We start from the raw sequence: 26,310 nt of genomic DNA, 5'->3' as shown, positions 1-26,310 counted from the left end.
GGTGCCGGGATCATAGCCGGTGGGCCTCGGCGCGGCCGGGCGCGGCGAGCAGGGCTCGCACCGTCTGCTTGGTCTCTTCGGTGGTGAAGGACGCGTCGATCGCGGCGCGGTTGCAGTCGGCGAAATCGGCGTCGGTCCATCCGAACGCCTGCCGGAGCCGGGCGTATTCCTGGTCGAGAGTGACGCGGGAAACCGTGCGCGCGTCCGTGTTGACCGACACCGCCACCTTGGCTCGTTTGAGCGCGTCGATCGGGTGGTCGCGGTAGGCGGGAACGATCGTGCCCATGGTCTGCACGTTCGAGGTGGGACACACTTCGAGGTGGGTGCCCTCGGAGGCCAGGCGCTGGACGGTGGCGGGATCCTCGATGCTGCGCACGCCGTGTCCGATCCGCTCCGGCCGGAGGCGGTCGAGGACGTCGGTGACGCTGGCCGCGCCGCGTGCCTCGCCGGCATGTGCGGTGAGGCGCACGCCGTGTTCGCGGGCGAAGCGGAACGCGTCGACGTGCGCGTCCAAGCCGAAGCCGGCTTCGTCGCCGGCGAGATCGAGGCCGGTGATCACTCCGCCGTCGAGCCGTTCGGCAGCCAGCCGCGCGGTCGTCATGCTTTGCTCGCGGGTGTAGTGCCGCAGCGTGCACAAGATGACGCTCGACCACACGCCGGTCGCGGCGCTGGCCTCGGCTACTGCTGCCTCGACCGTGTCGACGACCTGCGCCGCGGTCAGCCCGCCGTCGGTGTGCAACAGGGGAGCGAAGCGGATCTCGGCGTAGACGACGTTGTCGGCCAGCAACTGGGCGAACAGGTCGTCGGTCACCAGCCGCAGTGCGGCCTCGGTCTGCATGAGTTCCACGAGCCTCGTCGGACGCCGCAGAAAATCGACCAGATCTCCGCATTTCGCTGGAGCTGCGTAATCGTGCAGGTACTCCGCGAGGCTCGTCTGGGGGCGCAGCGCGCGGGTGCAGGCATAGCTGAGGCAGCAATCCAGGTGCAGGTGCAGTTCGACCTTCGGCGGCACACAGGGCAGAACGCTCACCAGCGGTCCTCTCGATCAACTCCCGTACTGGCGGCAGCGTACGAATGACAGCACGCTGAGTCAAACGTATGACTTGTCCTCAACAGAAGCTCTATTGACCCAAGTCATTCGTTTGACTACCGTCCCGCCGCAGCGAAGCGCGGAGGAGTGCTGCATGACCCACATGATCATCGATACGGACACGGCGTCCGACGATGCTGTCGCCCTGCTGATGGCGCTTCGCCATCCGGACGTCACGGTCGAGGCCATCACGGTGGTGGCAGGCAATGTGCCGGTCGACCAAGGCGTGCAGAACGCTCTGTATACAGCCGAGTTGGCCGGTGCCGGTGGCGTGCCGGTGTATCGCGGCGCCGAGCGGCCGCTGCTGGTGGAGCAGGCCACGGCCCAGCACGTTCACGGCAAGGACGGGATGGGAGATCTGGGGTTGCCGCTGCATGGCAGGACCGCCGCGGCCGGGCACGCGGTGGACGCGCTGATCGCGACGGCGGAACGGCACGCCGGCGAGGTCACTCTGGTCGCGCTGGGGCCGCTGACCGATCTCGCGATCGCCGTGTCGCGCGAACCGCGGCTGGCGCAGTGGGTCACCCGGTGCGTCGTCATGGGCGGCACCGGCGACGGGCGCGGGAACATCACGCCGGTGGCCGAGTTCAATGTCTGGGCCGACCCGCACGCCGCGCAGATGGTGATGCGGTCGGGCCTGCCGCTGGAGATCGTCGGCTGGGACATCTCCCGCAAGCACGCCGTGTTCGACGACGCCGAACTCGACGAATTGCGCCGGCTCGGGCCGCTCGCGGAGTTCGCTGTCGACATCAACCGGACCGTCTCGGTTTTCGCCCGCACTTCCTCGAAACTGGCCGGGCTCGACCTCCCCGATCCCATCGCGATGGCCGTCGCGCTCGACCCCGGTGTCGCCACGAGGAAGGCCGCCCTCCCGGTCCAGATCGACACCGCCGACGGGTTGGGGCGCGGCCAGACCGTCATCGACCACACAGGACTCACCGCGCGCCCCGCGAACGCCACCGTGGTCTTCGACGCATCGCGCGCGGCGTTCCTGAACTCGCTGCGGCAAGCGGTGACGCGGTGACACCACCGACAGCCGCGCGGGCATCTCGCGCACGCGCGAGGCCCCCGTACACTTCCGTGCGAACAGGGAGCCAACGTAGCTGAGCCAGCGTCGCGCTCGCTACTTCGCACCGAAGCGAGGCAGCATGGGCCAGCAGTACGCACTGACGTGCGAAGCGATCGATATCGTCCTCTCTGACTCTCCGGTGAAGGCGAAGCGCCTTCTGCTGGGCGATGTCCTGCGTCGCATGCTGGGGGCGGACATCTTCGCCTCCTATGTCTGCGATACGTCCGGGCCCTACGCCGATCCGGTTCAGCTCGACCTCGGCGACGGCGCGCTTCGCGCCTACCACCGGCATTTCCGGCACGTCGACGACCTGACCCCGAAGCTTTTCGCGCGGGGGAGCGCTTCGCGGATCACTCCGGCCGCCGGGGTCTCCGCCGAGTTCGTCCAGGACTTCCTGCATCGCGGCGGCATGTACCACGGCATGAACTACTTCCCGGCGAGCGCCGGCCCCGGTTCCGTCGACCTGCGATTGTGGCGTGGACGCGGCGGCCGCGCGTTCACCGAGGCGGACGCGCGGGTTTTGCGGTCTTTCGGGGATCTGGTCGCCCGCACCTGGCCCCGGGAGGCGCCGTCCGGTCAGAAACCGTTGTCCCGGCGCGAAACCGAGGTCGCGGAGCTGGTCGCGGACGGCTACAGCGACAAGCAGATCGCCGCGGCCCTCGGCATCTCGCCGCCGACTTTGCGGACCCACCTGAGCAACGCGTTCGCCAAGACCGGTGCCGCCAACCGCGCGGCCCTGGCGGCACACCACCTCCGCCATCGTCAGAAATGACGATGGCGGAGGCCGCGCGGCATGCCGAGACTCCCGGATAAGCCTCATTCGCTGCAAAGGAGCCCCGGATGCCGCTTACCTCAGCGGGCGTCACCGCCCCCCCCCCGCTGTCCTGGCCGCAGTCGAACGACCGGAACCGGGAGAGTGGACGCAAACCTGTACTGCCGGCGAAATCGCGGCCCAGCTTCCGTTGGCGGGCGGAAAGCCGTATCCGCTCGCGGTGAAAGCGAACATCGCGGTGCGCGGACTGCGCCGATCCGCGGGATGCGAGCTTCTGGACATCGCGCCGGAGGAGGCCGACGCCCCGGTCGTCGCGCAGCTGCGCCGCTCCGGCGCGGTGGTCGTGGGCATGGCGAACATGCACGAACTCGCCTTCGGGATCACTTCTCGAAACGCCTCCTACGGCGCGGTGCGCTTGCCCGGACGTCCGGACTGCTCGGCAGGGGGATCCTCGGGCGGCAGCGCCGCGGTCGTCGCGCGCGGCCACGCCGAGGTCGCACTGGGCACGGACACCGGGGGCTCGATCTCGATCCCGGCCAGCCTGTGCGGGGTCGCGGGATTCCGCCCCAGCACCGGACGCTGGCCGAGCGCGGGCATCGTCGGCCTGTCGTGGACGCGGGACGCCCCCGGGGTCTTCGCGCGATCGGTGCGGCGCCTCGCCGAGATCGACCTGACGATGCTCGGCGGAACAACGCACCAGGACCTTGCGCGCCCGCGGATCGGGGTGCCCGCCGAGCTGGTCCGCGAGCTGCACCCCAGCACGCGAGCGGCGCTCGAACCGGCCTTGGACGCGCTCGCGGACACCATCGAGCTGGTGCCGGTGAAGCTCGCGGAGATCTGGGAACTCAGCCGCGCGGCGGCGATGCCGATCGTCTGCTGGGAAGCCCGCCGGCTGCTCGGAGACGTCGCCGCCCGCGCCCTGGGCATGAACTCCGAGCAGGCGTTCGCCCGGCTGGTCGCTGACGTGCGCAGTCCTGATGTCCGGCAGATCCTGGAAGCGGAGGCGTCGTCCCCGGTGACGCCCGACGAGTACGCGATCGCCCAGCGGCAAACCGAACAAGCGAGAGAGCGCTACGCGGAACTGCTGCGCAGGCACGAACTCAGCGCGCTCGCATTTCCCGCCACGCCCGCCCCGGCTCCGCCCGTCGACTGCGACGAGACTGTGGAGCATCTGGGCAGCCGCGTCGACGCTTTCGAGCTCTACACCCGGAACACGACGCCAGGCGCGATGCTCGGGGCACCCATGGTCACCTTCCCGCTGACTGTCCCCGCGACAGGTCTTCCGGTCGGGCTGACCATCCAAGGAGCACGGTTCGACGACCGCCGGACATTGCGCCTCGCCGAACGAATGGCGGAGACGCTGTCGGACACCGCCGACCGGGCTGGTTGACCGGGCGAGCACGACTTCTGCGGTGGCTGTTGCCAGATCTTGCCGCGGTGTGCGTGGTCTCCGCGGTTCTCATCATCCCGCAACGGTCGCCTCGCCGAGGTGGCCGCCGCGGGATGCAAAAACACCTAGACCGCGTCGATGAGCTGGGCCACCGCCGCCGAACGTGGCTGGAAGACGTCCAGCACGCCCACCGCCCGCAAGGTCGGGACCAGCTGCTTGAGCTGGTCGACGATCTGCTCGTGTTCGGTTCCTCCCGGCTCGGCCTGCTCGAGTTGCTTCACGTTGGCCACGAACGCCGCGACGGCGCCTTTGCGGACCTCGAGGCCGCCGAGGGTAGTGCGGTCGACGCCGTCGGGCAGGACGTCTTCGGGGCGAATCGGCTTGGACATGGTTCCTCCTCTATAAGCGTGCGCCGTGCACGCATTTGCCACCCTAACTCATGCGCGTGCGTGGCGCACGTAAAATCGTGGCCATGTCACAGGACAAGCCGGCGCACGCCGACGCCGAGCGCATCGCTTCGGCAATCGGCGCCCTGCTGTTGCGCGCAAACCGGATGCATCTCTACGACACGCTCCTTGAGGGCCACACCGGCATCGATCGGTGGACCTACCCGGTGCTCTCCGGACTCGCCCGGGTCGGCTCGTCCTCCGCCAGCGAACTCGCCGACCAGATCGGCCTCGACCGCACCGTCACCACCCGTTACGCAACCCGGTTGCAGGAGGCCGGGCTGCTGACAAGGCAACCCAGCCCCCACGACCTGCGTGCCACCGTGCTCCAGCTGACGCCAGAGGGCGAGCGCTGCATCCAGACGCTGCGCGCGCGCCTCAACGATCTCGTGCTGAGCGCTCTCCCGGGCTGGTCGCCTGACCGAATCCACACCTTCGCGCTCGACTTCGACCAGGTCGTGCAGAACCTCATCGGCACACCCGCTGCTGCAGACGATCAACGCCCCGACGCTTGAAACTGCCTTGTCCATCCCGGAAATGCACTGCTGCACCCAGCCGCGTTCAAGGCGACTCCCGGGACGTCTTGAACGCGGCATCCAACGGCCCGTCGACTCGATCCGGCGGGTTGGCGCGAATCGACGCGACGGCCGTTCGGCGCACAGCCGGGGCGGTGCGATGGGGTATTCGACGCGCAGGCGATCAGCGTGGCCGACCGCGGGTCCAGCCGCAGACCAGAAGGGTACTTGGACCATGATGGCTGGCCGTGGCTTCGGCCCGATGCTGCTCGCGCTGGCAACGCTGGCAACGCCGGCGATCCGCGTCCAGCGCTAGGCGTCCTGAGGCCGCGCGACCGTTCTGCGGCGAGCGAGGAATCGGCTGTCGTGGCCGAGTCCTGCGCCGATTTGCTCTCGGCGAGATGGTTCCACGCTGCGCGGGCAAGCACAGCCTCAGCGCCAGGGCCGCGCGGGCTGTTCGCGGTGGAGGTTGTCGAGTTGGGGACGAAGCGGCCGCGGGCTTGGTCCGGGGACGGCGGCCCAATCGCCGGGGCTCGGAGGAATGCCGGTGGCGCTGGCGTAGATCTGGGTCCGGTTGGTGCCGTCGGCGTTCATCACCAGCAGCCCTTGGGTGTCGACCATGAACAGGATCAGGGCGCTGTCCGGGGACCACACGGGGAACACGTCGTTGTCGTTGGCGCCGGAGATGTTGGTCGGGTTGGTGCCGTCGGCGTTCGCCGTGTAGACGTGGGCACCCGGCGGATCGGAGTTGAATGCCGAGAAGGTGAATGCCCAGAAGGCGATCTGCGTGCCGTCCGGAGACCAGCGCGGGTGGTGCAGGGTATGGCCCGGAATGCTTACCAGAGGGGCATTCCCGGTGCCGTCGGGCTTGATGGTGGAGATCAGCCCGTCAGAGGAGCTGTAGGCGATCCGGGTGCCGTCCGGGGACCAGGTCAGCGACTGGCCGTCGGCGTAGGCTCCGGACGTTATCTGGGTGATCTCGGTGCCGTCCGGATTCATGGTGAAGACTTGGACATCGGGGCCGACGCGCCGTTCGAACGCGACCTTGGTCCCGTCCGCGGACACGCGCGGGATGAAGGAGTCCTGCCCGCCGACGACCGTGGCGACCCCGGTGCCGTCCGGATTCATCGAGAGAATGGCGCCGGACTGGGTGAAGAAGATCTTGCCGTTGTCGCCGGGGTACGCCGCCTGCGGGGGCCCGGCTGTCGCCGACACGGCGGCGAGCACGCCGCACGCCAGGACTGCTGCGCGCCGGGGTGTACGAGACCGGGGTCTCGCTGCCGTTCCCGGGGTTTTCCGGACTCGCCTGAAACGCCTCATGGGAGGGGTTCTCCTTCGGCACCCGCGCGTGACGGCCGGTGTCCACGCTCCCGCATATCCGAGATCGCGCGCAGGGCCGGAACTACCGCGAAACGGGGACCAACAGCCTCTTACGCAGCACCCGATAAGCGACCTCGCGCATCCCGACGCGAACTGTTCGACGACTGAAACGACCTTCCTGGCTTGTCGAGACGGCGGAAACTTCCGCAGTAGCGACTACGCCGAAGGCAACCGCGGAGCGCAAGGCTTCGGGTATTCGGTATAGCCATTGCGGCGCGCGAGCCGTCCCATCCCGTACCTGAACGGGGTGTTTCGCCCCGCCGAGTACGATCTCCCAAGGGCCGGGTTCGATTGAGTGACAATCACCTGCGGGATTCATGGCAAGCCGATAGCGATCACATCAGCCAGTTCTCGTACATCTTAAGATCCGTGCCGGTGTGGTAAACACGAAGCGGTCCGCCGTTGCCCGCGGAAGCGGCCAGGTGTCGATACCGATCATGGACCGTGCCGCCGAGCGGCTCCCAATCCGGAGACCACCTGCCATCAGCGAATACCTTGTGGTAAATGTGCCGGTCGCCACCCGTGATAAAGACGTCGATGCGACCTGGCCACGTTGCGACCGCGGGCGGCAAACTTGACCATCCGCCGAGGCTTTCCCAGCCCGACCACCCGTTTTCATACCTCATGTGCACGACGTTGTTCTGCACCGGCCCGATAGCGAACACGTCTTGCCTGCCCGGTCCCCAGCTGCAGGCGCTGATGCTGTCGACATTGGAACTGTCAAGCACATCGCCGCCGCTCCACCGGTCGTTCACGTACCAGCGATGAATGATCTTCTTCGGCACCGGGCCGTACTGGACTGTGAAGAGGTTCAGCTGACCGGGACGTTCCGCGGTGACAGCTGGCATCGCGATCGTCGTCGGCTGCCCGCCGATGTTCTGCCATGCAGTCCACTCGCCGAACGGGAAATTGAACCGGAACCGATGGGTCGGGAATTGGCCATGGCCGTGGTCTTCGATCGAGATGACGTCCACCCGCCCCTGGTCCCAAGAGGCTGCGGCAATCGCCGGCGCCGCCCAGTCGGCTGCGACAAAGGAGATGTCGAACGGCACCCAGCTGGAAGGATCCATGGCTGGCGCATTCCAGTCGCCCCAGTGGTAATACGCGCCACCGACGTCGCGTGCGAAGAGATGCTGTTTGTTCGGGAGCTCGTGCACGGAGACGTAAATGATCTTGTTTTCCGCAATCGGGTGCCAGCCAGACCAGCCCATGTCGCGCTCCATATCCACGGTGGTAGCTCGGTCGCGAACCTCTCCACCGCGAAGTCGCTCAGGGGCCCCGTCCTGCTACACCAGGACGAAACTGGACCAGGCGAGGGCACTCGTATGGGTGAACCGATCGCCGGGCGCGCCATACACGCGACTGGCGGTGTGGATGAACACGGATTCTCCACCGATGGCATCCAACCCGCCGGAGCGCGCTACGACTTGACCATGACCTCCGCCTTTTCTACCGCCGTGCGCCGAAACGCGGTGCCAACGTCGGCTGCATCGCCAGGGCGCTGTCCTTCGCCGAGCACCTCGACGGGCTCGCCCCTGCCAGATTCACCGGCATCGAGATCGTCCCGGCCCGCGAAGCCGCCAATGGAATGCGTTCCGCGTCCATCTTTGCCGTTGGTGCTGTGTGCGCCTGCCCAGATGTTTCCAGGCAGAATTCGACGAGTGCGAGAGCCGCCGTGACTACGCGCGGCGTTCGAGGGCCGGACGGCGCGCTGTAGCGGCCGTGACGGGAGACGCTCGCCGGGCCGCCGACGCCCGCCGTCTTGCCAGAACGACAGCAAGAGGAGGATCTACGAGTGGGACTCGCGCACGGCGAAGGGGAGAGGTATGACTGGCGTGGCTTGCGTCGAGGTGTTCTTGATCCCAGCACAGGCCAGCCGGTTCCTGGGGGAAGCTCTGTTCCCGCTCGGGAGGTCGAACCGTGGATGATCGTGTCGTCGGGTGGCAGATCGAGGCATTTCGCGAGTCGGACGAACTTTTGGACTGGTCCGTGGATCTTCCCGCCGGGATCAGCCATCCCGCCTTGGAGGCCGTGCTCGGCATGGACGACCTGTCCTTGCCCGAGGGATATCCGGTGACCGTGGAGCAGGTCCGTGCCGTTCTGCACTGTTTCAAGGTGCCGGCAGATGCTGTCGGCCCGCTCGACGATGTCGGATTCTCGTACTTCATCAGCGCTTTCGCCGATACGCGCATCGTGGAGCCGGGTTCGCGCTTGTTGGGCTAGAGAAGTCTCTGTTGCCGGATCCACCAGGCTCAAGCAGGGCGGCTGCATGTCGTGCGGTTAAAAGCTTCTGCGACTTCGGACGACGTGCTGGTTGTGAAACCTGTTTTCCCGGAACGGATGTCGTGTTCCTCGATCACCCGCAGCGGCCTGATGCGTCGTTGACCGAATCACCGTTCAGGCGTATGAGAAGCCTGACAAACCACGTAGTCGTGGCATCCGGAAGGACGTTCATGCACGAGGAGCACTCTCTCTTCACGCGGGCCGCGGAGTTGGCCGCCGAATATGTGGCCGGCCTGGACGATCGGCCTGTCGCGCAGCCTGTCGACCTCGCGGTCTTGCGGCAAGCATTCGGAGAAGAACTTTCTCGCGGCTCCACCCCTCCTGAAGCCGTCGTCGACGAACTTGCTCGCATCGCCGACGACGGGCTCGTGGCAACGGCGGGTCCGCGGTTCTTCGGGTTGGTCATCGGCGGGGCCTTGAGATCCGCCGTCGCGGCGGACTTCCTGGCGGCGGCATGGGACCAGAACAGCTTCAACCCCGCTCTGTCGCCTGCCGCGGCCGCTGCGGAGGACGTCGCCGGCAGGTGGCTCAGGGACCTCCTGGGCATTCCGGCCACCGCGTCGACCGGGTTCGTCACCGGAGGGCAGGAGGCCAACACGGTCGGGCTCGCGGTGGCGCGTCACCACGTCCTCGCTCAAGCCGGGTGGGACGTCGAACGGGACGGCTTGGCGGGAGCGCCCGCTCTCCGGGTTGTCGCAAGCGCCGAGCGGCACGCGACCATCGACCGCTCGCTGCGGTTGCTCGGTATCGGAACCAGGGCGATCCAGGAGGTGGCCGCGGGTCCGCAGGGCGCGATCGACGTTGCGGACCTGGCCAGAGTTCTCGTCGCGGGCGAGGGCCCCACGATCGTCTGTCTGCAGGCGGGAAACGTGAACACCGGTGCCTGCGACGACCTGCGCGCCGCCTGCACGCTCGCGAAGAGGCACGGTGCCTGGGTCCATATCGACGGCGCCTTCGGACTCTGGGCAGGTGCCAACCCGGCGACAGCGGCGTTGGTCGACGGCCTGGAGCTGGCCGACTCCTGGGCGTGCGACGGTCACAAGTGGCTGAACGTCCCCTACGACTCCGGCTTCGCGTTCTGCGCTCACCCGGCGCTGCACGCCGAGACCATCGCCTACCGCGCGCCCTACCTCGCAGGCTCTGCCGAGCTGTCCCGAATGGGCGACCTCACGCTCGAGGCATCGCGTCGCGCACGGGTGTTCGCGGTGTGGGCGGCGTTGCGGGAGCTGGGGCGCGATGGGGTGGCCGACCTCGTCGACCGCTGCTGCAGGCTTGCGCGTCGGTTCGCCACGATCCTCTCCGAAGGTGGCGCCGAGATCGCCAACGACGTCGTCCTGAACCAGGTGCTGGTCGGATTCGGCGATGACGACCGCATCGACGCGATCATCGACGCGGTTCAACGTGACGGCACCTGCTGGTTGGGCGGCACCACCTGGCGCGGTCGTCGCTACCTGCGAATCTCGGTCTCGAACTGGTCGACCACCGAGTCCGACGTCGAGCGCTCGGCCGCAGCGATCCTTCGGGCGGCTGCGGCGCACTGAGCGGCTTCAACCGCGTTGCGATGATGATCGTCGGCGCGCGAGGCACCGCGCGGCTGGTCGGAGCGCTTGCGCAGTGGATGACGCTGCGGGTCAGAATCGAGCTGGCCCGCAGCGCGGCCGCCGCCCCACTCTGCGAGGTGGGCGCGGCCGATCCCCCTGACTCATCTGGCCGTCCACGTGGAGGACCACAACGCCAGCCAGGTCGCTCAACCGGCAACCTGCAGCGCTCAACCACGATCCGCCGACCACGGGGCCGGATGAGCGAGCGTCCTCGCCTCCGGTGACTGGTAGCCCGCATCCGAGAACCGCGAACAATGAGTGGGAAAAGTGCCGATCGGGGAAACTTCACCTGACCAAGCCATCTGTCACTTCTCGGCGCACTTGCTCAGAAACTCGAATGTCAGCCGGTGCGTCAGGCGACTACATTCGTCTGGTGACCGCGGGGAAGATCGACTGGGGTGGGCAGCGCGAGGGCGTAGCGACGGAGGCTGAACGCGTCTTCGCCCTCTCGTTGGACGCGCTCGTTCCTGGGTTGGACTACTGGCTGCACGCTGACGACGATGGCACCCCCTGGCTCCTGATTTCCCTCGACATCGTCGAAGACAACGCTGTGCTCGCCACTTTGCGACTGGACTTCGACGAGCGTGGCATTCGCGGTGGATGGAGCCCGGCCTGCCTCAACTGGGACGGTGAGGTGAGAGCGGAGGACGCCCTGATCGAGCTATCGGGACCCGACGGTTTGATCCACCCCGCAGACGGAGCGTCCGTCGAGGACCTCGCCCGCCGAGCTGCGGAGTGGTTCACTGCGCACAAGAAGGGGCCCCGGCACCGACCTTGATCGAGCCCATGTCTCGGCCACCGGGTCCCACGCGCACAGCTCCGCTCGCCGAGCGATTGCACGGCGTCGATCGGCAAGTCCTCGTAAGTTCTCGTCTTTGCGGACGGTGGCCAGGGGGCAAAACGCGGTTTCGGCACGGAAGCGGCATTACGGTGCGGCAGTTGGGCCTACAGCCGACAGGATGATCGCGGCTGAATGCCTGGAAACGACGTTAGGCTGGGCCAGATCATCGAACGGCAGTGCACTGGGGGCGCAGATGACGGTGAACAGGCGTGGTTTTCTGGCCGGAGTAGCGGGAACGGCCGGGGCGGTGGGGCTCGGCGTGACCGGTCCGGTACCCGAGGCGCAGGCGGAATCCCCTGCTGCGCAACCACTTTCGGTCCGGCGGGGGACGAATGTGGCGGCTCAGCTGTCGCCGGACGGCCGGACCGTCGCGATCGACCTGCTCGGCGTGCTGTGGCTGCTGCCGTCGCGGGGCGGAACGGCGAAACGGCTTACCGGGGACCTTTTCGACATCGGATTGCCGTCCTGGTCCCCGGACGGCACGACGCTGGTGTTCCAGTCCTACCGCGAAGGCATCTTCGATCTGTGGACGATCCGGGCCGACGGCAGCGGCTTGCGGCGGCTGACGAGCGGGCCGTTCGATCACCGTGAACCGGTCTTTTCCCCGGACGGCCGCGCCGTCGCCTACTCCTCCGACGAGGGCGGCAGTTACGGCATCCGGGTGCTGGACATCGCTTCCGGGACCAGCCGGGTGATCGCCGACAGCCCGGAGGAGGAGTACGAACCGGCCTGGTCGCCGGACGGCGCCAAACTCGCGTTCGTCGCAGGCGCCAAACGCGTCGACGTCGTCTCCGTCGCTGACGGCGCCCGTTCCACGCTGGTCAGCGAACCGGACGCGGTGCTGCACAGTCCGATGTGGACTCCGGACGGGAAGGACGTCGTGTACACCCGGGTCGTCGGCGGTCCGAAGCCGCTGCCGCCCGCCGCGGTGGAGCTGGCGTGCGCCAGGAAACCGTTGTTCTCCGGGGAGGACGTGTTCCCCTTCCGCGTTTCCTGGCTCAGCGACGACGAATATCTCTACACCGCAGACGGTGCGCTGCGGCGGCGGAAGCTCGGCGGCGGCGCGGCGACGGACATCCCGTTCTGCGCGCCGGTCACCGTCGCCGAAGGGCCGCTGCACGCGCGTCCGCGGGATTTTGCCTCAACCACCCCGAAACCAGTGGTCGGGATCGGCAGCCCGGTGCTGTCGCCGGACGGCCGCCAGGTCGTGTTCCGCGCGTTGAACGACCTTTATCTGATGGAGCTGGGCCGGTTGCCGCGCCCGCTGACCCGCGACACGTGGTGGAAAAGCGATCCGGCGTTCTCGCCCGACGGAGGCAGGCTGGTCTACTCCACCGATCGCGGCGGCACGCTCGACCTGTGGATCCGCGATCTGAAGACCGGACGGGACCGGCAACTGACGAACCTGCCGGATCTGGCCGCGACGTCGAGCGCCTGGTCGCCGGACGGCTCCCGGGTCGCGTTCCTCGACCAGACCGGCGCGCTGCACACGGTCGAGGTCGCGACCGGCACCGTGCGGCAGGTATTCACCGCGACCTTCGAGCCCGGCCGTCCGTCCTGGTCGCCGGACGGCAAGGTCATCGCACTCGCCGCGGTGAAGCCGTACTCGACGCGCTTCCGCGAGGGGTTGAACAAGATCCTGCTGGTCGACACTGAAACCGGCGCCGGCCGTTACGTGGACCCGATGCCGGAGCGGTCCATCCAGACCCGCGGTGACGACGGCCCGGTGTGGTCGCCGGACGGCCGGCGGATGGCGTTCGTCGCGGCCAGCGTGCTGTGGGTGGTCGACGTGCACCCGGACGGCACGCCCGCCGGCCCGCCGCGGCAGGTCACCGACGAGGTCACCGACGCACCGAGCTGGAGCGGCGACTCGAAGACCCTGCTGTACCTGAACAACGGCCGGTTGCGGCTGATCGCGGCGGTCGGCGGCGCGCCCCGCACCGTGCCGACGCGCCTGACCTGGACCAACGCCCGCAACCGCGGCCGGGTGATTGTGCGCGCCGGGCGGATGTGGGACGGGACTTCGCACACTTCGCGCACGGACGTGGACATCGTGGTGGACGGCGGCCGGATCGCCGGGGTGGAGCCGACCGGCAGCGGGCTGGACGGCGAGATCGTCGACGCGCGCGACGGCGTGGTCATCCCCGGGCTCGTCGACATGCACCATCACCGCCAGATGCAGGGATACGGCTACGGCGACCGGCAGGGCAGGCTGTGGCTGTCGCTCGGGTTCACCACGACGCGATCGCCGGGCAGCCCGGCGTATCACATGGTGGAGGAGCGGGAGTCGATCCAGTCCGGCGCCCGGCTCGGGCCGCGGTATTTCGCCACCGGCGAGGCGATCGACGGCTCGCGCGTCTTCTACAACTTCATGCGGCCCACTTTCGACGAGCGGCAGCTGGAACTCGAGTTGGAACGGGCCGAGAAGCTCGACTACGACCTGCTCAAGGCCTACGTGCGGATCAGCCCGGAAATGCAGCACCGGGTGATCGAATGGGGCCACCAGCGGCGGCTGCCGACGACCTCGCACTACCACTACCCGGCGCTCGCCTTCGGAGGCGACGGCATGGAGCACATGGGCGCCACCAGCCGGTTCGGCTACTCCCGCACATACTCCCTGCTCGGCGCCGGATACGACGACGTAGTGGACCTGTTCCTGCGCCGCGGCGCCGCGCGCACGCCCACGCTGTTCGCCGCCACCGCGCTGTTCCGCGACGACGAGAGCCTGGCGACCGACCGAAGGGTGCGGACACTGTATCCGGCGTGGGAGTACAAGTCGTTGCAGAAGACCGTCGAAATCGCGAAGACCGCCGACCAGACCGCCGCGCTCAACAGCCTGGCCCGCCAAGTGAAAGAGGCGGCGGCGATCCTGCGCGGCGGCGGCCGGATCGTGACCGGCACCGATTCGCCGATCGACCACACCGCGGTCAGCACGCACATGAACCTGCGTGCGATGGTCGCCTACGGCTTCACCCCGTACGAAGCGCTGATCACCGCGACGAGCATCCCGGGCGACGTCCTGGGCGAACCGCTGGGCCGCGTCGCCCGGGGTTGTCACGCCGACCTGGTGGTCCTCGGCAGCGACCCGCTCACCGATATCAAGGCCGCCGCCGACGTCCGCCAGGTCCTCGCGAGCGGGCGCGTGCACACAGTGGACGAGTTGCTCGCCCCGTTCGCGTCGGCCAGCTCAGCCGCTCCGGCCAGCACCCGGCGCACGCCGGTTCCGGATCATCCGGACAACGCGGCCTTCTGGTGGCACGACCCGCGCTACGTGGAGAGCGCCCGCACGTCCTGCTGCACCGGCGATTAGCGGACTTTCGGCTTGGCCTCGGCGTTCGCGGTGCCGAGGCCAAGCCGTCGCGCGGCTCCCTAAGAGCGATCGAAGAGAGCGACCACGCTATGCGGCGCTTCCCGGCCGAAGAAGTTCTCCAGGTTCTGTGCCGAGAGGCCGGCCACCTCGCCACTACGCGGGAACAGCCGTTCCTCGTAGGCGGCGAGCGCGCCCTCGACGTCGGATTGCCCGACCAGTTCGCCCGCCAGGTCGGCACCGTCGTACATGGCGAGGTTCGCGCCTTCGCCGGCAAAGGGGGACATCAGATGCGCGGCGTCGCCGATGAGCGTCACGCCGGGTACCCGGTCCCACTTGACGCCGACGGGAAGGGCGTAGATGGGCCGGAGCCGCGGCTCCACGTCGCTTTCGGAGACGAACGCCGTAAGCAGCGGCGACCAGCCGGCGAACTCGGCGGCGACTTGGCGCAGGCCCTCGGACGGGTCGCCGAAGTCGATCGACTTCGCCCACTCCTCGGGCTTGTTCAGCGCCACGTAGCCGGATACGCGCCCGTCGGCATAGCGATGGGCGATGATGCCTTTGCCCGGCTCGACCGCCATCAGCGTGCCGCTGCCGATCGCCTCCACGCTCGCCCGGTGGTCCGGGCCGCCGGAGGCGAGGCCGATCTCGATGAAGCAGGTCCCGCTGTAGAGCGGCTTGGCGGGGGTGAGCAGCGGGCGCACCTTCGACCAGGCCCCGTCCGCACCGACGACCAGTTCGGCGTGCGCGGCCCTCCCGGTCGCGAAGGCGAGGTCGTAGCCGTCCTCCGGACGGTGCCGAATCGAGTCGAGTTTGTGCCCCCACTTGATGGTGCCGGGTGCGAGCGACTCGATGAGCAGGTCCCGGAGTTCGCCGCGATCGACCTCCGGGCGCGCCGATCCGGGATCCCCGGGCAGGTCGAACAGGACCGTGCCGGCGTGGTCGACCACGCGCTTGGCGTCCTCGCCAGGACGGACCAGGCTGAGGAACTCGTCGTACAGACCGGCTGCGCGGAGAGCGGCTTGTCCGGTCTCTTCGTGAATGTCGAGCAAGCCGCCTTGCGCGCGGGCGGTCGCCGACGCCTCGCCCTCGTAGATCGTCGCGGTGACACCGTTGACCTGAAGCACCCGGGCGAGCGTCAGGCCGCCCAGCCCCGCTCCGATGATGGCGACGGACTTCTGCATGGTGCGCTCCTCTGTCGAGCCGGCACGCGCCGGCAAGGTTGTTCTCCGAGAAGGGGCGGAAAGACCCGATCTCGGCAAGGAGCCGCTGACCGAGCAGAAACGTCTGCGTCGATGTGTGCGCGATGTTCGGCGGTTTGCACCGCGGAGCATCGTTTTTCGCGACACCGTCACCATAGCTCAGCATCCGGCGACCGGCGACCGGACGGTTGTCCGCTGTCCATTGACCGTCCCGTGCTCCGCTACGACAACCGGGTTCTCGGTGCCGAGACTCCGGTGGCGCGATCGGTCAGGATCGGCGGAGGAAGAGGTTGAGCGCGGCGGATACGTTGGCGCGCGCGAACTCTTCGGATTCAGCGGTCAGCGCTGCCTGGATGGGTTCTCCGTTGTTTTCGGGTCCGGGCAGCCGCAGTGTCTGGAAACGGTCGTCGGAGGTCATCCGGCCGAAGGGACCGGCTGCGCGTTGGCGAAATATTCCGATCCCCTCCGGTCTGCGTCCCGAATGGAAACGAGATCGTGGCGAGCTGCACGGAACCTCGTCGCCAATGACTGCCTTTGAGACTCGTGAAATCGCGTATCCGACGTTGGGCGGGTGAACACCGGCGACTGTCTACTGTGTACCGGCAGGAGCCGCGGTCGACATCTGTCTCTTCCCCCGTCGGGGTGTGACGACGGGCTGGAACGGCCTTCGGCCGGTAGCTTCCTTGCACGGACTGTCCGTACAAGGGAAAGCAGGGATCGGATGACGGGGTCGGAGTCAGCAGTGGTGGTCGGCGTCGACGGTTCCGCGGCCGCTCTGACTGCAGTGCGCTGGGCGGCACGGGTCGCGCGGGAACGTCACCGGGGTCTTCGCCTGGTCCATGCGTTGCCTGAGCTGCCGGCGTCCTTTCCCGCAGCCGAGCTTTCGTTCGAGCAGATGCAGGAAGCTGCCGGCGCGCGCGGCGCGCGAGTGCTGGCCGAAGCGGGCGACGCGGCTGCCCAGGCTGCGCCGGGTGTCGAGGCGGCGACCGCGGTGCGGACCGAAGGGCCAGCGGAGGCGTTGCTGGCCGAGGCGGCCGACGCGAGCATGATCGTTCTCGGCAGTCCCGGCCGGAGCACGGCGGGCCGGGTCTTGCTCGGGTCGGTGTCGGTCGCGCTGGCCGCGCACGCGCCGTGTCCGGTCGCGGTGATCCGGCCGCACGTCGGTGAGGACGAAGCTCCGACTGAGGGGCCGGTCGTGCTGGGCGTCGACGCCACTCCCAACGGCGAAGCCGCGATCGCGGCCGCATTCGAAGAGGCGACCTGGCGGAATGCGCGGTTGGTGGCGGTCCACAGCTGGAGCGAAACGTTCCTGGCCGAGATCTTCGAAGAGGGTCGGCGGGGAATGGACCGCGCGGCAGTCGAGGAGCACGAGCACGAGCTGCTCGCGCAGCGGCTGGCCGGGTGGCAGGAGAAATATCCGGACGTCGTCGTCGAGCAGGTCGTGCGGGCGGGGCGTCCGGCCGAGGTGCTGCTCGATCTTGCCGACCGGGCACAGTTGCTGGTCGTCGGCAGCCGGGGCCGGGGCGGGTTCAGCGGCCTGGCGCTGGGATCCACGAGCCAGGCGCTGATCTCATACGCGCTGTGCCCGGTGCTGGTCGCCCGCGTCGGGACTCGCCCGAGGGAGTAGCGGGGCAGCGCACCGGCCTGGGAGTGGGCGATGTCGGCTGGGCGGCCGTCGGCGGAAGCGACGAGGAAGATGCGGCCTCCGCCGGTGCGGACGTGGCTGGCGTGGGCAATTGGCGCGAGTTCGACGGCGTTGGGGCGGGGACGTATGGGCAGCGGGGCGACGCGCAGCTCGGCCAGCAGCGAGGCCAGCGCGCCGTCGTCGGGGTCGGCGGCCTAGACGGCGACGTGGTGTACGGGGCCGGCCCGTCGAGAATGTACACGGGCCAGGAACGGCCGGGGCTGGAACGCTCGGTCGTCGCGACGGTGGAGTGCGATGCGGAGCGCGGGCGATCGTTCGTTGCGACCGTAGCAGGATCTTGATCGCCTGCTTGTCCGAGAAGCCGGTCAAGATCGACCGGTCCATGCCGTACCCGAACGCGTCGCTCGCGAAGACGATTTCCGCGGCAACCAGCATCCGTCGCCAATCCTGCGCGCTCAGCGGCTCGATGGCGAGGCGCGCCGTCCGCAGCCGGCACCTGTCGACGCGGCACCCTCGCGCTCGTCGTCAGCCGGCTCAATCGCCACCAGCTCTTCAAAGGCCACCGGCAAATCATGGCGCGACGTCGAGGAATTCGACTCGTCGACCGGAGAGCAGGGCGCAGGTTGCCTGAACCTGCGTCGGCACAGCGGCGTATTAGGTCACCTGCCGCGATCAGGTGTCTCCTGCAGACGATGAGACCTGTTTGTCCGGCAGGTGTCGCTTGTCGCGGGCGTAGACGACTGCTGGTTTGCCGTCGCCGGGGATGTGCCGTTCGATGTTGAACAGCGTGGTCGCGGTGATGAGGGTGCTGAGTTTGGGGTAGCCGTAGGTGCGGGAGTCGAAGTCGGGCCGCTGTTTGGTGATGATGTTTCCGATGGCGCTCAGCGTTGCCCATCCGTCGTCGTCGGAGGCTGCTTCGACGGCATTGCGCAACTGGTTGACCAGCGCGGTGTCGGACTTGAGCTGGGCGGCGGACATGACTGATTTTTGCCTGGGCGGGGTTTCGGCCGGCGCGGCGGGGCTGTGGGGGTAGGCGAGGTTTTCGGTGTAGACGAATTTGTCGCAGGCGGCGACGAAGGGCTGGGGTGTTTTGCGTTCGCCGAATCCGTAGACGGTGAGGCCGGATTCGCGCAGGCGGGAGGCGAGGCGGGTGAAGTCGCTGTCGCTGGAGACGAGGCAGAAGCCGTCGAAGCGCTCGGAGTAGAGCAGGTCCATGGCGTCGATGACCATCGCTGCGTCGGTGGCGTTTTTGCCGGTGGTGTAGGCGAATTGCTGGACGGGCTGGATCGACTGGGACAGGAGGTGGTCTTTCCATCCTTTGAGGTTGGTGCCGGTCCAGTCGCCGTAGGCGCGCTTGACGTGTGCGGTGCCGTACTTGGCGACCTCGGCCAGCAGGCTCTCGATGATCGAGGGCCGTGCGTTGTCCGCGTCGATCAGCACTGCGAGCTTCACTGCGTTCTCACCGGCCATGGACGGCACCTCCCGACGACAGCACGAGGCTAACTGCCGGAGCGTGCCCGTGACAGGTGATGTCGTGGCGTCCTGCCGGTGCCTCCATGTGCGGGTTCGCGCGGGGACTGGCTGAGTCGCCCGGTTCCGGGGTCTGGCTCGAGGCCCGGCTGGGTCCGTCCAGAGGCGAGTCTTGTTCTGGATTACCGGCAGGTGCGGGCGTCGCGGTATTCCTTGATTTTGCCGAGCAACTGGTCGTCTACGTCCGGGTTCGTCGCAGGGTCGGTCGCTTCGACCTGCGAGACGACCCGTCCCATGCGGTTTTCCCAGTCCGGATGCTTCGCCCATGACTCCACGGGCAATTTCATCGCAGCGACCAGAAGGTCGCCAGGGTAGTAGTCTCCCTCCGCGAGCGGGTCTTTTTCCAGTTTCCTCAAACCGAGTGGGAGAATGTGTTCTGTGCCGACGTTCTGCCCCAGGAGAATGCGGAGATCCTCCACGGTCAGCTGCCCGAGAGGTTTCCGGCGGAGCCGGTGAACGGTGCGCACCAGGTAGGACTCGTCCTCAGGGGCGTCGCCCCACGACTCTCCCTCGATCTCTTCGAGGGTCCGATACTGGTTCTCTGCCTGGTCGTTCGCCATGTTCCCGCCTTCCGCCGCCTGTGCGCGCATCAGTGTCTGGGCAGCCATTGCTCGGAATAGTCCAGAATTTTACTCGCCTCGGACAGTTCGCTTTCCAGCGGAGGGCGGTCGTCCGGCTTCAGCCGGGAATCGCCCAGCATTCTTTTCAGCCGGTCGATGCGTTTGACCAGGCCGTCCTGTGCGTTGCGGACTTCGTCGACGTGATCGTAGGGGACTCCGGAGCTTTTGCGTTTGACGACCTCGCCGGCGGCTTCGCGGCGCGCACCGTCGAGGTCCTTCTCGGTCAGGTGTTCCTTGAGGCGGTCGGTCTTGGTCGGCGTCGTCGGGTTCGTGCGCGGCTTGACGACTTCTACCTTGTCGTCGGTCATCGCGTGGCGGGCGAGTTCGCTCGCCGAGCCCACTGCCATCGCGCCGCCGGTGGCGATGCCCGCGGCGGAGACCACGTTGAGCGGCACTCCGGCGACGGCGCCGACACCGGTGGCGTCCAAGACCAGGCCGCCACCCTCGCCGACGGCACTGATGGCGGTGAGCGCGATTCCGCCGACGAATCCCGCTGTTTCGACCGGATGGTCGAGCATGGCCTTGCCGAACGACGCCAGTCCGTTGATCGCGTGCGCGCCGAAGTCTCGGGCGAAGTTCCCGAGGTCGTCGAGCCAGTCGGACTGCCGGGGAGCTTCGTCGGCTTCGGCGGCCAGCATGCTCGCTATCGAGTCGCCCGCCCGGACGAGCCGTGTGCGGGCGCGATCGAGGGTGGCCCGTGCCGCTTGCCGGTCCGGCTCGCCGGGGTCGGCGAAGGCGGGCGGGGGCTGGTCGGCGGCCGAGGCTTGCGCCACGGCTTTGTCGTGGGCGGCCTTGGCTCGCTCGGTCGCGGCCTGTCCTCTGTCCCACAGGGCGACGGCCTCACCTGCTTGCGATTGGGCCCAGCGCAGCGTGCCGGCGTAGTCGCCGAGCAGGTGCGCGGCTCGCTGGAGGGAATCGGACGCGTCATACCACTTGTTGGGCTCGTAGCTGAACTTGTCGTGGAAGGCCCGCGCCGCCGGGCCTTCCCAGGCCCCGGTGTCGATCGACCGCAGGCCTTCGGCGGCACGCTCGGCCGCGTCGCCGCGGGCCGCGAGCACGCGGACGTTCTCCTCGATCGCGTCCGGGCTGCCCGGCACGAGCGCCCGCGGGTCGCCGGTCTCGCCGAGTTCAGCCATCGTCGACCGCTCCCTGACCGGGGTCGGTCTTCAGAGTTCGTGTCGCGGCCCCGTCGGCTGCCCGGTACGCCTTCGCCGCACGGTCGAGGACGTCGCCGATGGCGCCGGCGTCGCCGGTCAGGGTGTCGAGGCCGTCGCTCCAGCGCACGCACACGTTCATCAGCGCGTCGTGGATGCCGGCGTGGCCGTACAGTTCGGCGTCGCCGCACAGGCCCCGCAGAGCGAAGCTGTCCTGGTCGGCGACGCCCTGCCGTATTCCTGACGCTGCTTCGTCGACCTTGTCGACGTCGATGTGAAAGCCGCCCGTCAGGGCAAGTGCGCGCAGCCACCGTACACGTACAGGGAGTTAAATGCGGGTCTGTTCGGGGATGATCACCGGGTTGTCGGCCTGGACGTCGATCTCGCCGACCAGCGTCCATTCCGCGTCGTCCTTGCGACCGCAAGACTGCGCCGCGGTCGCGTCCAAGCACGCTTCGAGAGTCCGAAATTCGGCCATGAAACGATTTAAGGAAACCTGAAAAAGTTTCCCTGGAGCGCGTGGAAGCAGTTCTTCTAAGTTGTACATTGTGGACGGTCTGGGGCATATCGGGGTTCAGTTTTGATCGGGACCAACCGGGGTCTGACCTGCGGGAACCTTGAATGTGCTCAGAAATTGCGAAATGCTCCGGCGCGGGCCCGCATGGCCCGGCACCGGAGCATCGACGGAGGGGGTCAGCGAGGCTGGCCGGCCCACCACTGCTGCCCGGCTTCGGGCAGTGTCTGGATCGGGTCGTAGTAGGGGTAGCGCTGCTGCAGCGCCTCGGCGCGGTCGTCGGTCGCGGCGGCATCGACGCTGGTCAGGTAGTTCTTCGTCCAGTACGAGATCCCGCGTTCCCGGTCGTACTCAGCCAACTGGTGGACCCACCGCTTCCCCACATAGGGAACGTCGCACACAATCCGCGGCGTCGCGTACCCCGGCAAATACCCCATGATCGAGTGCTGCAATTCCTGCGCCTCATGCACAGAAACCCGCCAGTGCTCCGCATTCGGAATCATGTCGCACATATAAAAGTAATACGGCAAAATATTAGCCTCGCCCTGCAACGCGAAGCAAAGATCCAGCAACGCCGCCGGAGTGGCATTCACCCCGCGCATCAGCACGCCCTGATTCCGCACATCCCGCACCCCGACCTGCAACGCCGTCCGCGCGGCTTCCGCTACCAGCGGCGTCACCGACTGCGCGTGGTTCACGTGCGTGTGGATCGCCAGGTTGACCCCGCGCGCCTGCGCGGTGAGCGCGACCCGCTGCAAGCCTTCGGTCACCTTCGGCTGGAGCCAGTGCTGCGGCAGCGCCGCGAGCGCCTTCGTGGCGAGACGGATGTCGCGCACCGTCTCGATGTCCATCAGCCGCATCAGGAACGACTCCAGCTGCGGCCACGGCACGTTCGCCACGTCGCCGCCGGAGACCACTACGTCGCGCACTCCGGGGGTGCGCTTGAGGTAGTCGATCATGGCGTCCTGGCGGTCGACCGGCTTGAGCGAGAGCTTGTGCTTCTCGACCTGTTCGGTCGAGTTGCCGACGAGGTCCATCCGGGTGCAGTGCCCGCAGTACTGCGGGCAGGTCGAGATCATCTCGGCCAGCACCTTGGTCGGGTAGCGGTGGGTGAGCCCCTCGACCACCCACATCTCGGCCTCGTGCAGGGAGTCGCGTTCCGCGTGCGGGTGGCTGGGCCACGCCGGGTGCCGGTCGCTGCGGACCGGGAGCATGTAGCGGCGGATCGGGTCGGCGTAGAACGCCTCGGTCACCTTCGCCGGGTCGGTGCCCGCGTGCGGGGCCATGGTGTTGATCATCTGCGGCGGCAGCAGCATCGACATCGTGGCCATCTCGCGCTGGTCGGCGAGCAGGTCCTCGTAGAACCGGTCCTCCAGCAGGTCGCCCATCAGGGCGCGCAGCTGTTTGACGTTGCGCACGCAGTGCACGCGCTGCCACTGGGCGTCCCGCCACTCTGCTTCGGTCACGTCGTGCCAGCCGGGGAAGCGGCGCCAGTCGGGTTCCACCAACTCGGCGCGGACGTACTCGTACGGCTGGTCGAAGGCGGCGGCAGTCGGCACAGGTTCCTGGATCGCAGTCATCTGTACTCCTAGTCGTCGGGAACGCGTGAAAATATCCTGCCATAACGTTAGTCGACCGTAAATCTTTCTGCACGGTGACCCGGTCTGCCCTGCTCGGGAGACCAGGCGGGAGACTCGGGGAGTGAACGACAGCACCACGCTCCTGCTCGGCGGCCGCGTCTACACCCCGTCCTCCCCGGACGCCACCGCGATGGCGGTTTCCGGCGGCACCGTGGTGTGGGTCGGCCAGGACGCTCCGGCCCGTGCGCTGCACCCGGACGCCGAGGTGGTCGACCTGGACGGGGCGTTCGTCGCGCCGGCGTTCGTGGACGCGCACGTGCACGCCACTTCTACCGGGCTGCACCTGACCGGTCTCGACCTGACCGCGGTCCGCAGCTCCGCCGAACTGCTCGCCGCGGTGCGCGGGGCCGTCGTTCCCGGGCAGGTCCTGCTCGCCCACGGCTGGGACGAGTCGTCCTGGACCGATCAGCGGCTGCCGAGCCGGTCCGAGCTGGACGACGCCGCCGGAGACGTCCCCGTCTACCTGAGCCGCGTCGACGTCCACTCCGCGCTGGTGTCGAGCGCGCTGGCCAGACTCGCCCCGGGCGTCGAATCCGCTGCCGGATGGTCGGCCGACGGCCCGCTGACCCGCGAAGCCCACCACCGCGTCCGCGGCGCGGCCCGCGACGCGGTCACCCGCGAGCAGCGCCAGGCGGCCCAGCGCGCGTTCCTCGCGACGGCCGCCGCGCGCGGGATCGTCTCAGTGCACGAATGCGCGGGCCCGGACATCTCCGGCGAGGAAGACTTCGCCGACCTCCTCGCGCTGGCCGACCCGACGCTGCCGGAGATCGTCGGCTACTGGGGCCAGCTGGACGGCATCGAGACCGCCCGCCGCCTCGGCGCGCACGGCGTCGCCGGAGACCTTTTCGTGGACGGAGCCCTGGGCTCCCGCACCGCGGCCCTCACCGCGCCGTACTCCGACGAGCCCGGTACGTCCGGCTCCCTCTACGCCGACGCCGCGGTCATCGCCGACCATCTCGTCGCCTGCACCGAAGCCGGGCTGCAGGCGGGCTTCCACGTCATCGGCGACGCCGCCGCCGGCGAGGTGGTCGAGGGCTTCCGGCTCGCGGAGAAGCAGGTCGGCCAGCGTTCCCTCGCCGCCCGGCACCACCGGCTGGAGCATCTGGAGATGGTCACCGCCGACCAGGCGCGCGCACTCGCCGGGTGGGGGGTCGTCGCGTCCGTGCAGCCGCTGTTCGACGAAGCCTGGGGCGGCGGCTCCGGGATGTACGCGGAACGCCTCGGCGCCCGCGCGGCAGCGTTGAACCCCTTCGCGCAGCTCGCTGCCGAAGGAGTCGTGCTCGCGTTCGGCAGCGATGCGCCGGTGACCGCGGTCGACCCGTGGGCGGCGGTCCGCGCGGCCGTGCACCACCACACTCCCGAAGCGCGCCTCTCCGCCCGCGCCGCGTTCACCGCGCACACGCGCGCCGGGCACCGCGCGGCGGGCGTCAACGACGGCGTGACCGGCAGTCTCGTTCCCGGCGCGCCCGCGCACTACGCGATCTGGGACGCGGCCGACCTGGTCGTCGCCACGGCCGACAGCCGCGTGCAGCGCTGGTCCACCGACCCGCGCTCGGGCGTGCCGCCGCTGCCGAGACTGGAACCGGGAACGCCGCTGCCGCGCTGCCTGCGCACGGTCCGCGGCGGCACGGTCATCTACGACGAGTTCACACCGGCCGCATAGAGTTCCGGGTGTGGCAGTGAGCGTGGCGGACGCCGATTCGGGCGTCGCGCACAAGACCAAGCGAAAGCGGGCGTGGAAGCCTTGGCTCGCGCGCGTCGTCGCGACGGCTGCGACGGGTTACGGCTACTACCTCAGCTTCGCGCCGCGCCCGCTGTGGTGGCTGGCCCCGCTCGCGTTCGCCGCGTTCGCGCTGGTCCTTCGTGGACGGTCGTTCCGCGGCGCGTTCGGGTACGGCTTCGTGTTCGGCATGGCGTTCTTCGTGCCGCTGCTGGTGTGGCTGCAGGACTTCCTCGGCCGCGACTTCGGGCCGCTGCCGTGGCTGGCGCTGTCGTTCGCGCTGTCGCTCTACTTCGGACTCGCCGGGTGGCTGATCCGGGTCGTGGCGCGGCTGCCGCTGGCGCCGCTGTGGGGCGCGCTGGTGTTCATCGCTCTCGAAACGCCGCGCACCTGGTTCCCGCTCGGCGGGTTCCCGTGGGGCCGGGTCGCGTTCAGCCAGCCCGAGGGCGCGTTCCTGTCGCTGGCGTCGGTCGGCGGCGCGCCGCTGGTCGGTTTCGCCGTCGTGCTCACCGGATTCGGCCTCGCGGCGGTGATCGCGCGGCTCTGGCGTACGCGCAAAGCCTGGGACCGCGCGCTGGTGTGGCCCGCGGTCTTCACCGTTCTTCCCGCCGCGGCCGGGCTCGCGGTGTGGCCGACGATCGGCACCGAGGCGCAGAACGGGTCGCTCACCGTCGGCTCCGTGCAGGGCAACGCGCCGGACATCGGCCTCGCCCTGCAGGGGCAGCGCGGGCTGCTGCGCGCCAACGCCCTCGCCGAGAGCGCCCGCTTGCTGCGGAAAGTCCAATCCGGACAGGCTCCGAAGCCGGATCTGCTGCTGTGGCCGGAAACCTCGACCCCGCTGGACGGCGACGACCCGGGCGTCGACCAGATGGTCTCGGCCTACGGCGCCCCCGCGATCATCGGCGCGCTCGTGCGCACGCCGGACGGCGCCGCGGAAAACTCGGCTGTCGTCTGGGATCCGAAGACCGGCCCGGGGCAGCGTTACGTCAAACAGGATCTGGTGCCGTTCGGCGAATACGTGCCCGCCCGCGCCATCGCGCGGCTGGTGACGCCGTTCATCGACGACACCCGCGACATGCGTCCCGGCGACGGCTCCAACGCCGCGCTGTCGGTCGCGGGAACGAAGATCGGCGTGTTCGTCTGCTACGAGTCGGCGTTCGACGGCCCCGCGAGGGACGCGACGAACGCGGGCGGCGAGCTGCTCGTCGTGCCGACCAACAACGCGTGGTATGGGCCGGGGGAGATGAGCTACCAGCAGCTGGCGATGGCGCGGCTGCGCGCGGTCGAACACGGGCGCGCGGTGGTGGTGTCGGCGGTGTCCGGGGTGAGCGCGTTCGTCGCCCCGGACGGGACGATCACCAGCTCCACCGGCCTTTTCACGGCGGACGCCCTGGTCGGGCGCGTGCCGCTGCGCACGCAGACTACGCTGTCGGATCGAATCGGTGCGTGGACGGAGTACGGACTGCTGGCGTTGGCGATCGCGGGTCTCGCCGGCGGGTTCGTGCTCCGTTTTCGCACCCGGCGCGGTACCGGCAAGACAGTGCCGGCCTCGGAAACGGGGACCACAGCAGGGGAAGCGGCGGGCTGATCC

The 26,310-nt window shown here is 68.7% G+C and carries 23 protein-coding genes; 11 read left to right on the top strand and 12 right to left on the bottom strand.

Translation table 11 applies throughout. The features are described 5' to 3' along the window. Positions 1 to 10 precede the first annotated feature (10 nt). The gene (add, locus tag ACWGIC_RS08995; protein ID WP_452075349.1) at positions 11 to 1,030 is read right to left on the bottom strand and encodes an adenosine deaminase; all 1,020 of its coding nucleotides are present in this window, start codon (positions 1,028 to 1,030) and stop codon (positions 11 to 13) included. A gap of 154 nt (positions 1,031 to 1,184) precedes the next feature. Here add and ACWGIC_RS08990 point away from each other — a divergent pair, with 154 nt between their 5' ends. From ACWGIC_RS08990 to ACWGIC_RS08980, 3 genes are all read left to right on the top strand, one after another. Further along, on the top strand, positions 1,185 to 2,114 hold the full coding sequence (locus ACWGIC_RS08990; RefSeq protein WP_452075348.1) for a nucleoside hydrolase: 930 nt from the start codon (positions 1,185 to 1,187) through the stop codon (positions 2,112 to 2,114). 124 nt (positions 2,115 to 2,238) lie between these two features. Continuing rightward, complete coding sequence (locus tag ACWGIC_RS08985; RefSeq protein WP_452075347.1) at positions 2,239 to 2,931, top strand: LuxR C-terminal-related transcriptional regulator; 693 nt, start codon at positions 2,239 to 2,241, stop codon at positions 2,929 to 2,931. A gap of 220 nt (positions 2,932 to 3,151) precedes the next feature. After that, on the top strand, positions 3,152 to 4,321 hold the full coding sequence (locus tag ACWGIC_RS08980; protein ID WP_452075346.1) for an amidase family protein: 1,170 nt from the start codon (positions 3,152 to 3,154) through the stop codon (positions 4,319 to 4,321). A 125-nt stretch (positions 4,322 to 4,446) separates the two neighbouring features. Here ACWGIC_RS08980 and ACWGIC_RS08975 read toward each other — a convergent pair whose 3' ends face one another. Beyond that, positions 4,447 to 4,710 carry a hypothetical protein gene (locus ACWGIC_RS08975; protein ID WP_452075345.1) on the bottom strand — a complete coding sequence of 88 codons (264 nt, stop codon included), beginning with the start codon at positions 4,708 to 4,710 and terminating at the stop codon, positions 4,447 to 4,449. Between the two features lie 83 nt (positions 4,711 to 4,793). Between ACWGIC_RS08975 and ACWGIC_RS08970 the strand changes: the two genes are divergently transcribed. Further along, positions 4,794 to 5,282 (top strand): MarR family winged helix-turn-helix transcriptional regulator, encoded by a 489-nt coding sequence (locus tag ACWGIC_RS08970; protein ID WP_452075344.1) that lies wholly within the window; start codon positions 4,794 to 4,796, stop codon positions 5,280 to 5,282. Positions 5,283 to 5,714: 432 nt separating this feature from the next. On the opposite strand, the gene ACWGIC_RS08965 is transcribed toward ACWGIC_RS08970, so the two are convergent. Together ACWGIC_RS08965 and ACWGIC_RS08960 are read right to left on the bottom strand one after the other, a co-directional pair. After that, positions 5,715 to 6,509: a TolB family protein gene (locus ACWGIC_RS08965; RefSeq protein ID WP_452075343.1), complete on the bottom strand. Its 795-nt coding sequence runs from the start codon at positions 6,507 to 6,509 to the stop codon at positions 5,715 to 5,717. Between the two features lie 488 nt (positions 6,510 to 6,997). After that, positions 6,998 to 7,885 carry a hypothetical protein gene (locus ACWGIC_RS08960; RefSeq protein ID WP_452075342.1) on the bottom strand — a complete coding sequence of 296 codons (888 nt, stop codon included), beginning with the start codon at positions 7,883 to 7,885 and terminating at the stop codon, positions 6,998 to 7,000. Positions 7,886 to 8,582: 697 nt separating this feature from the next. On the opposite strand from ACWGIC_RS08960, the gene ACWGIC_RS08955 reads away from it, so the two are divergent. From ACWGIC_RS08955 to ACWGIC_RS08940, 4 genes are all read left to right on the top strand, one after another. Further along, positions 8,583 to 8,885, top strand: coding sequence for a hypothetical protein (locus ACWGIC_RS08955; protein WP_452075341.1), 303 nt, complete (start codon positions 8,583 to 8,585; stop codon positions 8,883 to 8,885). A 230-nt stretch (positions 8,886 to 9,115) separates the two neighbouring features. Continuing rightward, on the top strand, positions 9,116 to 10,486 hold the full coding sequence (locus ACWGIC_RS08950; RefSeq protein ID WP_452075340.1) for a pyridoxal phosphate-dependent decarboxylase family protein: 1,371 nt from the start codon (positions 9,116 to 9,118) through the stop codon (positions 10,484 to 10,486). Positions 10,487 to 10,919: 433 nt separating this feature from the next. Then, positions 10,920 to 11,324 (top strand): hypothetical protein, encoded by a 405-nt coding sequence (locus ACWGIC_RS08945; protein ID WP_452075339.1) that lies wholly within the window; start codon positions 10,920 to 10,922, stop codon positions 11,322 to 11,324. A gap of 256 nt (positions 11,325 to 11,580) precedes the next feature. Then, entirely contained in the window at positions 11,581 to 14,697 is a 3,117-nt protein-coding gene (locus ACWGIC_RS08940; RefSeq protein WP_452075338.1) for an amidohydrolase family protein, read from the top strand. Positions 14,698 to 14,756: 59 nt separating this feature from the next. Here ACWGIC_RS08940 and ACWGIC_RS08935 read toward each other — a convergent pair whose 3' ends face one another. Continuing rightward, positions 14,757 to 15,878: an FAD-dependent oxidoreductase gene (locus ACWGIC_RS08935; protein ID WP_452075337.1), complete on the bottom strand. Its 1,122-nt coding sequence runs from the start codon at positions 15,876 to 15,878 to the stop codon at positions 14,757 to 14,759. A 286-nt stretch (positions 15,879 to 16,164) separates the two neighbouring features. Next, a complete protein-coding gene (locus ACWGIC_RS08930) occupies positions 16,165 to 16,314 on the bottom strand; it encodes a hypothetical protein (protein WP_452075336.1) in 150 nt (49 codons plus the stop codon). A gap of 303 nt (positions 16,315 to 16,617) precedes the next feature. On the opposite strand from ACWGIC_RS08930, the gene ACWGIC_RS08925 reads away from it, so the two are divergent. Further along, complete coding sequence (locus ACWGIC_RS08925; protein WP_452075335.1) at positions 16,618 to 17,523, top strand: universal stress protein; 906 nt, start codon at positions 16,618 to 16,620, stop codon at positions 17,521 to 17,523. Positions 17,524 to 18,213: 690 nt separating this feature from the next. Here ACWGIC_RS08925 and ACWGIC_RS08920 read toward each other — a convergent pair. The 6 genes from ACWGIC_RS08920 to ACWGIC_RS08895 form a co-directional block, all read right to left on the bottom strand. After that, positions 18,214 to 19,011, bottom strand: a complete 798-nt coding sequence (locus ACWGIC_RS08920; RefSeq protein ID WP_452075334.1) for an NYN domain-containing protein — start codon at positions 19,009 to 19,011, stop codon at positions 18,214 to 18,216. Positions 19,012 to 19,193: 182 nt separating this feature from the next. Continuing rightward, the gene (locus ACWGIC_RS08915) at positions 19,194 to 19,631 is read right to left on the bottom strand and encodes a contact-dependent growth inhibition system immunity protein (RefSeq protein ID WP_452075333.1); all 438 of its coding nucleotides are present in this window, start codon (positions 19,629 to 19,631) and stop codon (positions 19,194 to 19,196) included. 29 nt (positions 19,632 to 19,660) lie between these two features. Next, a complete protein-coding gene (locus ACWGIC_RS08910; RefSeq protein ID WP_452075332.1) occupies positions 19,661 to 20,827 on the bottom strand; it encodes a putative T7SS-secreted protein in 1,167 nt (388 codons plus the stop codon). Then, entirely contained in the window at positions 20,820 to 20,987 is a 168-nt protein-coding gene (locus ACWGIC_RS08905) for a hypothetical protein (protein ID WP_452075331.1), read from the bottom strand. Before ACWGIC_RS08905 ends, ACWGIC_RS08910 begins: the two co-directional genes overlap by 8 nt. 186 nt (positions 20,988 to 21,173) lie before the next feature. Next, a complete protein-coding gene (locus ACWGIC_RS08900) occupies positions 21,174 to 21,323 on the bottom strand; it encodes a hypothetical protein (protein ID WP_452075330.1) in 150 nt (49 codons plus the stop codon). A gap of 215 nt (positions 21,324 to 21,538) precedes the next feature. Then, positions 21,539 to 22,939, bottom strand: coding sequence for a KamA family radical SAM protein (locus ACWGIC_RS08895; RefSeq protein ID WP_452075329.1), 1,401 nt, complete (start codon positions 22,937 to 22,939; stop codon positions 21,539 to 21,541). Between the two features lie 121 nt (positions 22,940 to 23,060). Here ACWGIC_RS08895 and ACWGIC_RS08890 point away from each other — a divergent pair, with 121 nt between their 5' ends. Further along, on the top strand, positions 23,061 to 24,662 hold the full coding sequence (locus ACWGIC_RS08890; RefSeq protein ID WP_452075328.1) for an amidohydrolase: 1,602 nt from the start codon (positions 23,061 to 23,063) through the stop codon (positions 24,660 to 24,662). A gap of 10 nt (positions 24,663 to 24,672) precedes the next feature. After that, positions 24,673 to 26,307, top strand: coding sequence for an apolipoprotein N-acyltransferase (gene lnt / locus ACWGIC_RS08885; RefSeq protein ID WP_452075327.1), 1,635 nt, complete (start codon positions 24,673 to 24,675; stop codon positions 26,305 to 26,307). Positions 26,308 to 26,310: the final 3 nt, after the last annotated feature.

It is taken from the genome of Amycolatopsis sp. NPDC054798 (assembly GCF_053611505.1).
This window is presented reverse-complemented; position numbering and strand designations above follow the sequence as displayed.

Coding starts and splice junctions, on each gene's coding strand:
- ACWGIC_RS08920 (WP_452075334.1), bottom strand. CDS start 19,011: ATGGCCGGTGAGAACGCAGTGAAGCTCGCAGTGCTGATCGACGCGGAC.
- ACWGIC_RS08930 (WP_452075336.1), bottom strand. CDS start 16,314: ATGACCTCCGACGACCGTTTCCAGACACTGCGGCTGCCCGGACCCGAA.
- ACWGIC_RS08940 (WP_452075338.1), top strand. CDS start 11,581: ATGACGGTGAACAGGCGTGGTTTTCTGGCCGGAGTAGCGGGAACGGCC.
- ACWGIC_RS08950 (WP_452075340.1), top strand. CDS start 9,116: ATGCACGAGGAGCACTCTCTCTTCACGCGGGCCGCGGAGTTGGCCGCC.
- ACWGIC_RS08915 (WP_452075333.1), bottom strand. CDS start 19,631: ATGGCGAACGACCAGGCAGAGAACCAGTATCGGACCCTCGAAGAGATC.
- ACWGIC_RS08925 (WP_452075335.1), top strand. CDS start 16,618: ATGACGGGGTCGGAGTCAGCAGTGGTGGTCGGCGTCGACGGTTCCGCG.
- ACWGIC_RS08900 (WP_452075330.1), bottom strand. CDS start 21,323: ATGGCCGAATTTCGGACTCTCGAAGCGTGCTTGGACGCGACCGCGGCG.
- ACWGIC_RS08990 (WP_452075348.1), top strand. CDS start 1,185: ATGACCCACATGATCATCGATACGGACACGGCGTCCGACGATGCTGTC.
- ACWGIC_RS08910 (WP_452075332.1), bottom strand. CDS start 20,827: ATGGCTGAACTCGGCGAGACCGGCGACCCGCGGGCGCTCGTGCCGGGC.
- ACWGIC_RS08975 (WP_452075345.1), bottom strand. CDS start 4,710: ATGTCCAAGCCGATTCGCCCCGAAGACGTCCTGCCCGACGGCGTCGAC.
- ACWGIC_RS08895 (WP_452075329.1), bottom strand. CDS start 22,939: ATGACTGCGATCCAGGAACCTGTGCCGACTGCCGCCGCCTTCGACCAG.
- ACWGIC_RS08960 (WP_452075342.1), bottom strand. CDS start 7,885: ATGGAGCGCGACATGGGCTGGTCTGGCTGGCACCCGATTGCGGAAAAC.
- ACWGIC_RS08935 (WP_452075337.1), bottom strand. CDS start 15,878: ATGCAGAAGTCCGTCGCCATCATCGGAGCGGGGCTGGGCGGCCTGACG.
- ACWGIC_RS08905 (WP_452075331.1), bottom strand. CDS start 20,987: ATGAACGTGTGCGTGCGCTGGAGCGACGGCCTCGACACCCTGACCGGC.
- ACWGIC_RS08970 (WP_452075344.1), top strand. CDS start 4,794: ATGTCACAGGACAAGCCGGCGCACGCCGACGCCGAGCGCATCGCTTCG.
- ACWGIC_RS08985 (WP_452075347.1), top strand. CDS start 2,239: ATGGGCCAGCAGTACGCACTGACGTGCGAAGCGATCGATATCGTCCTC.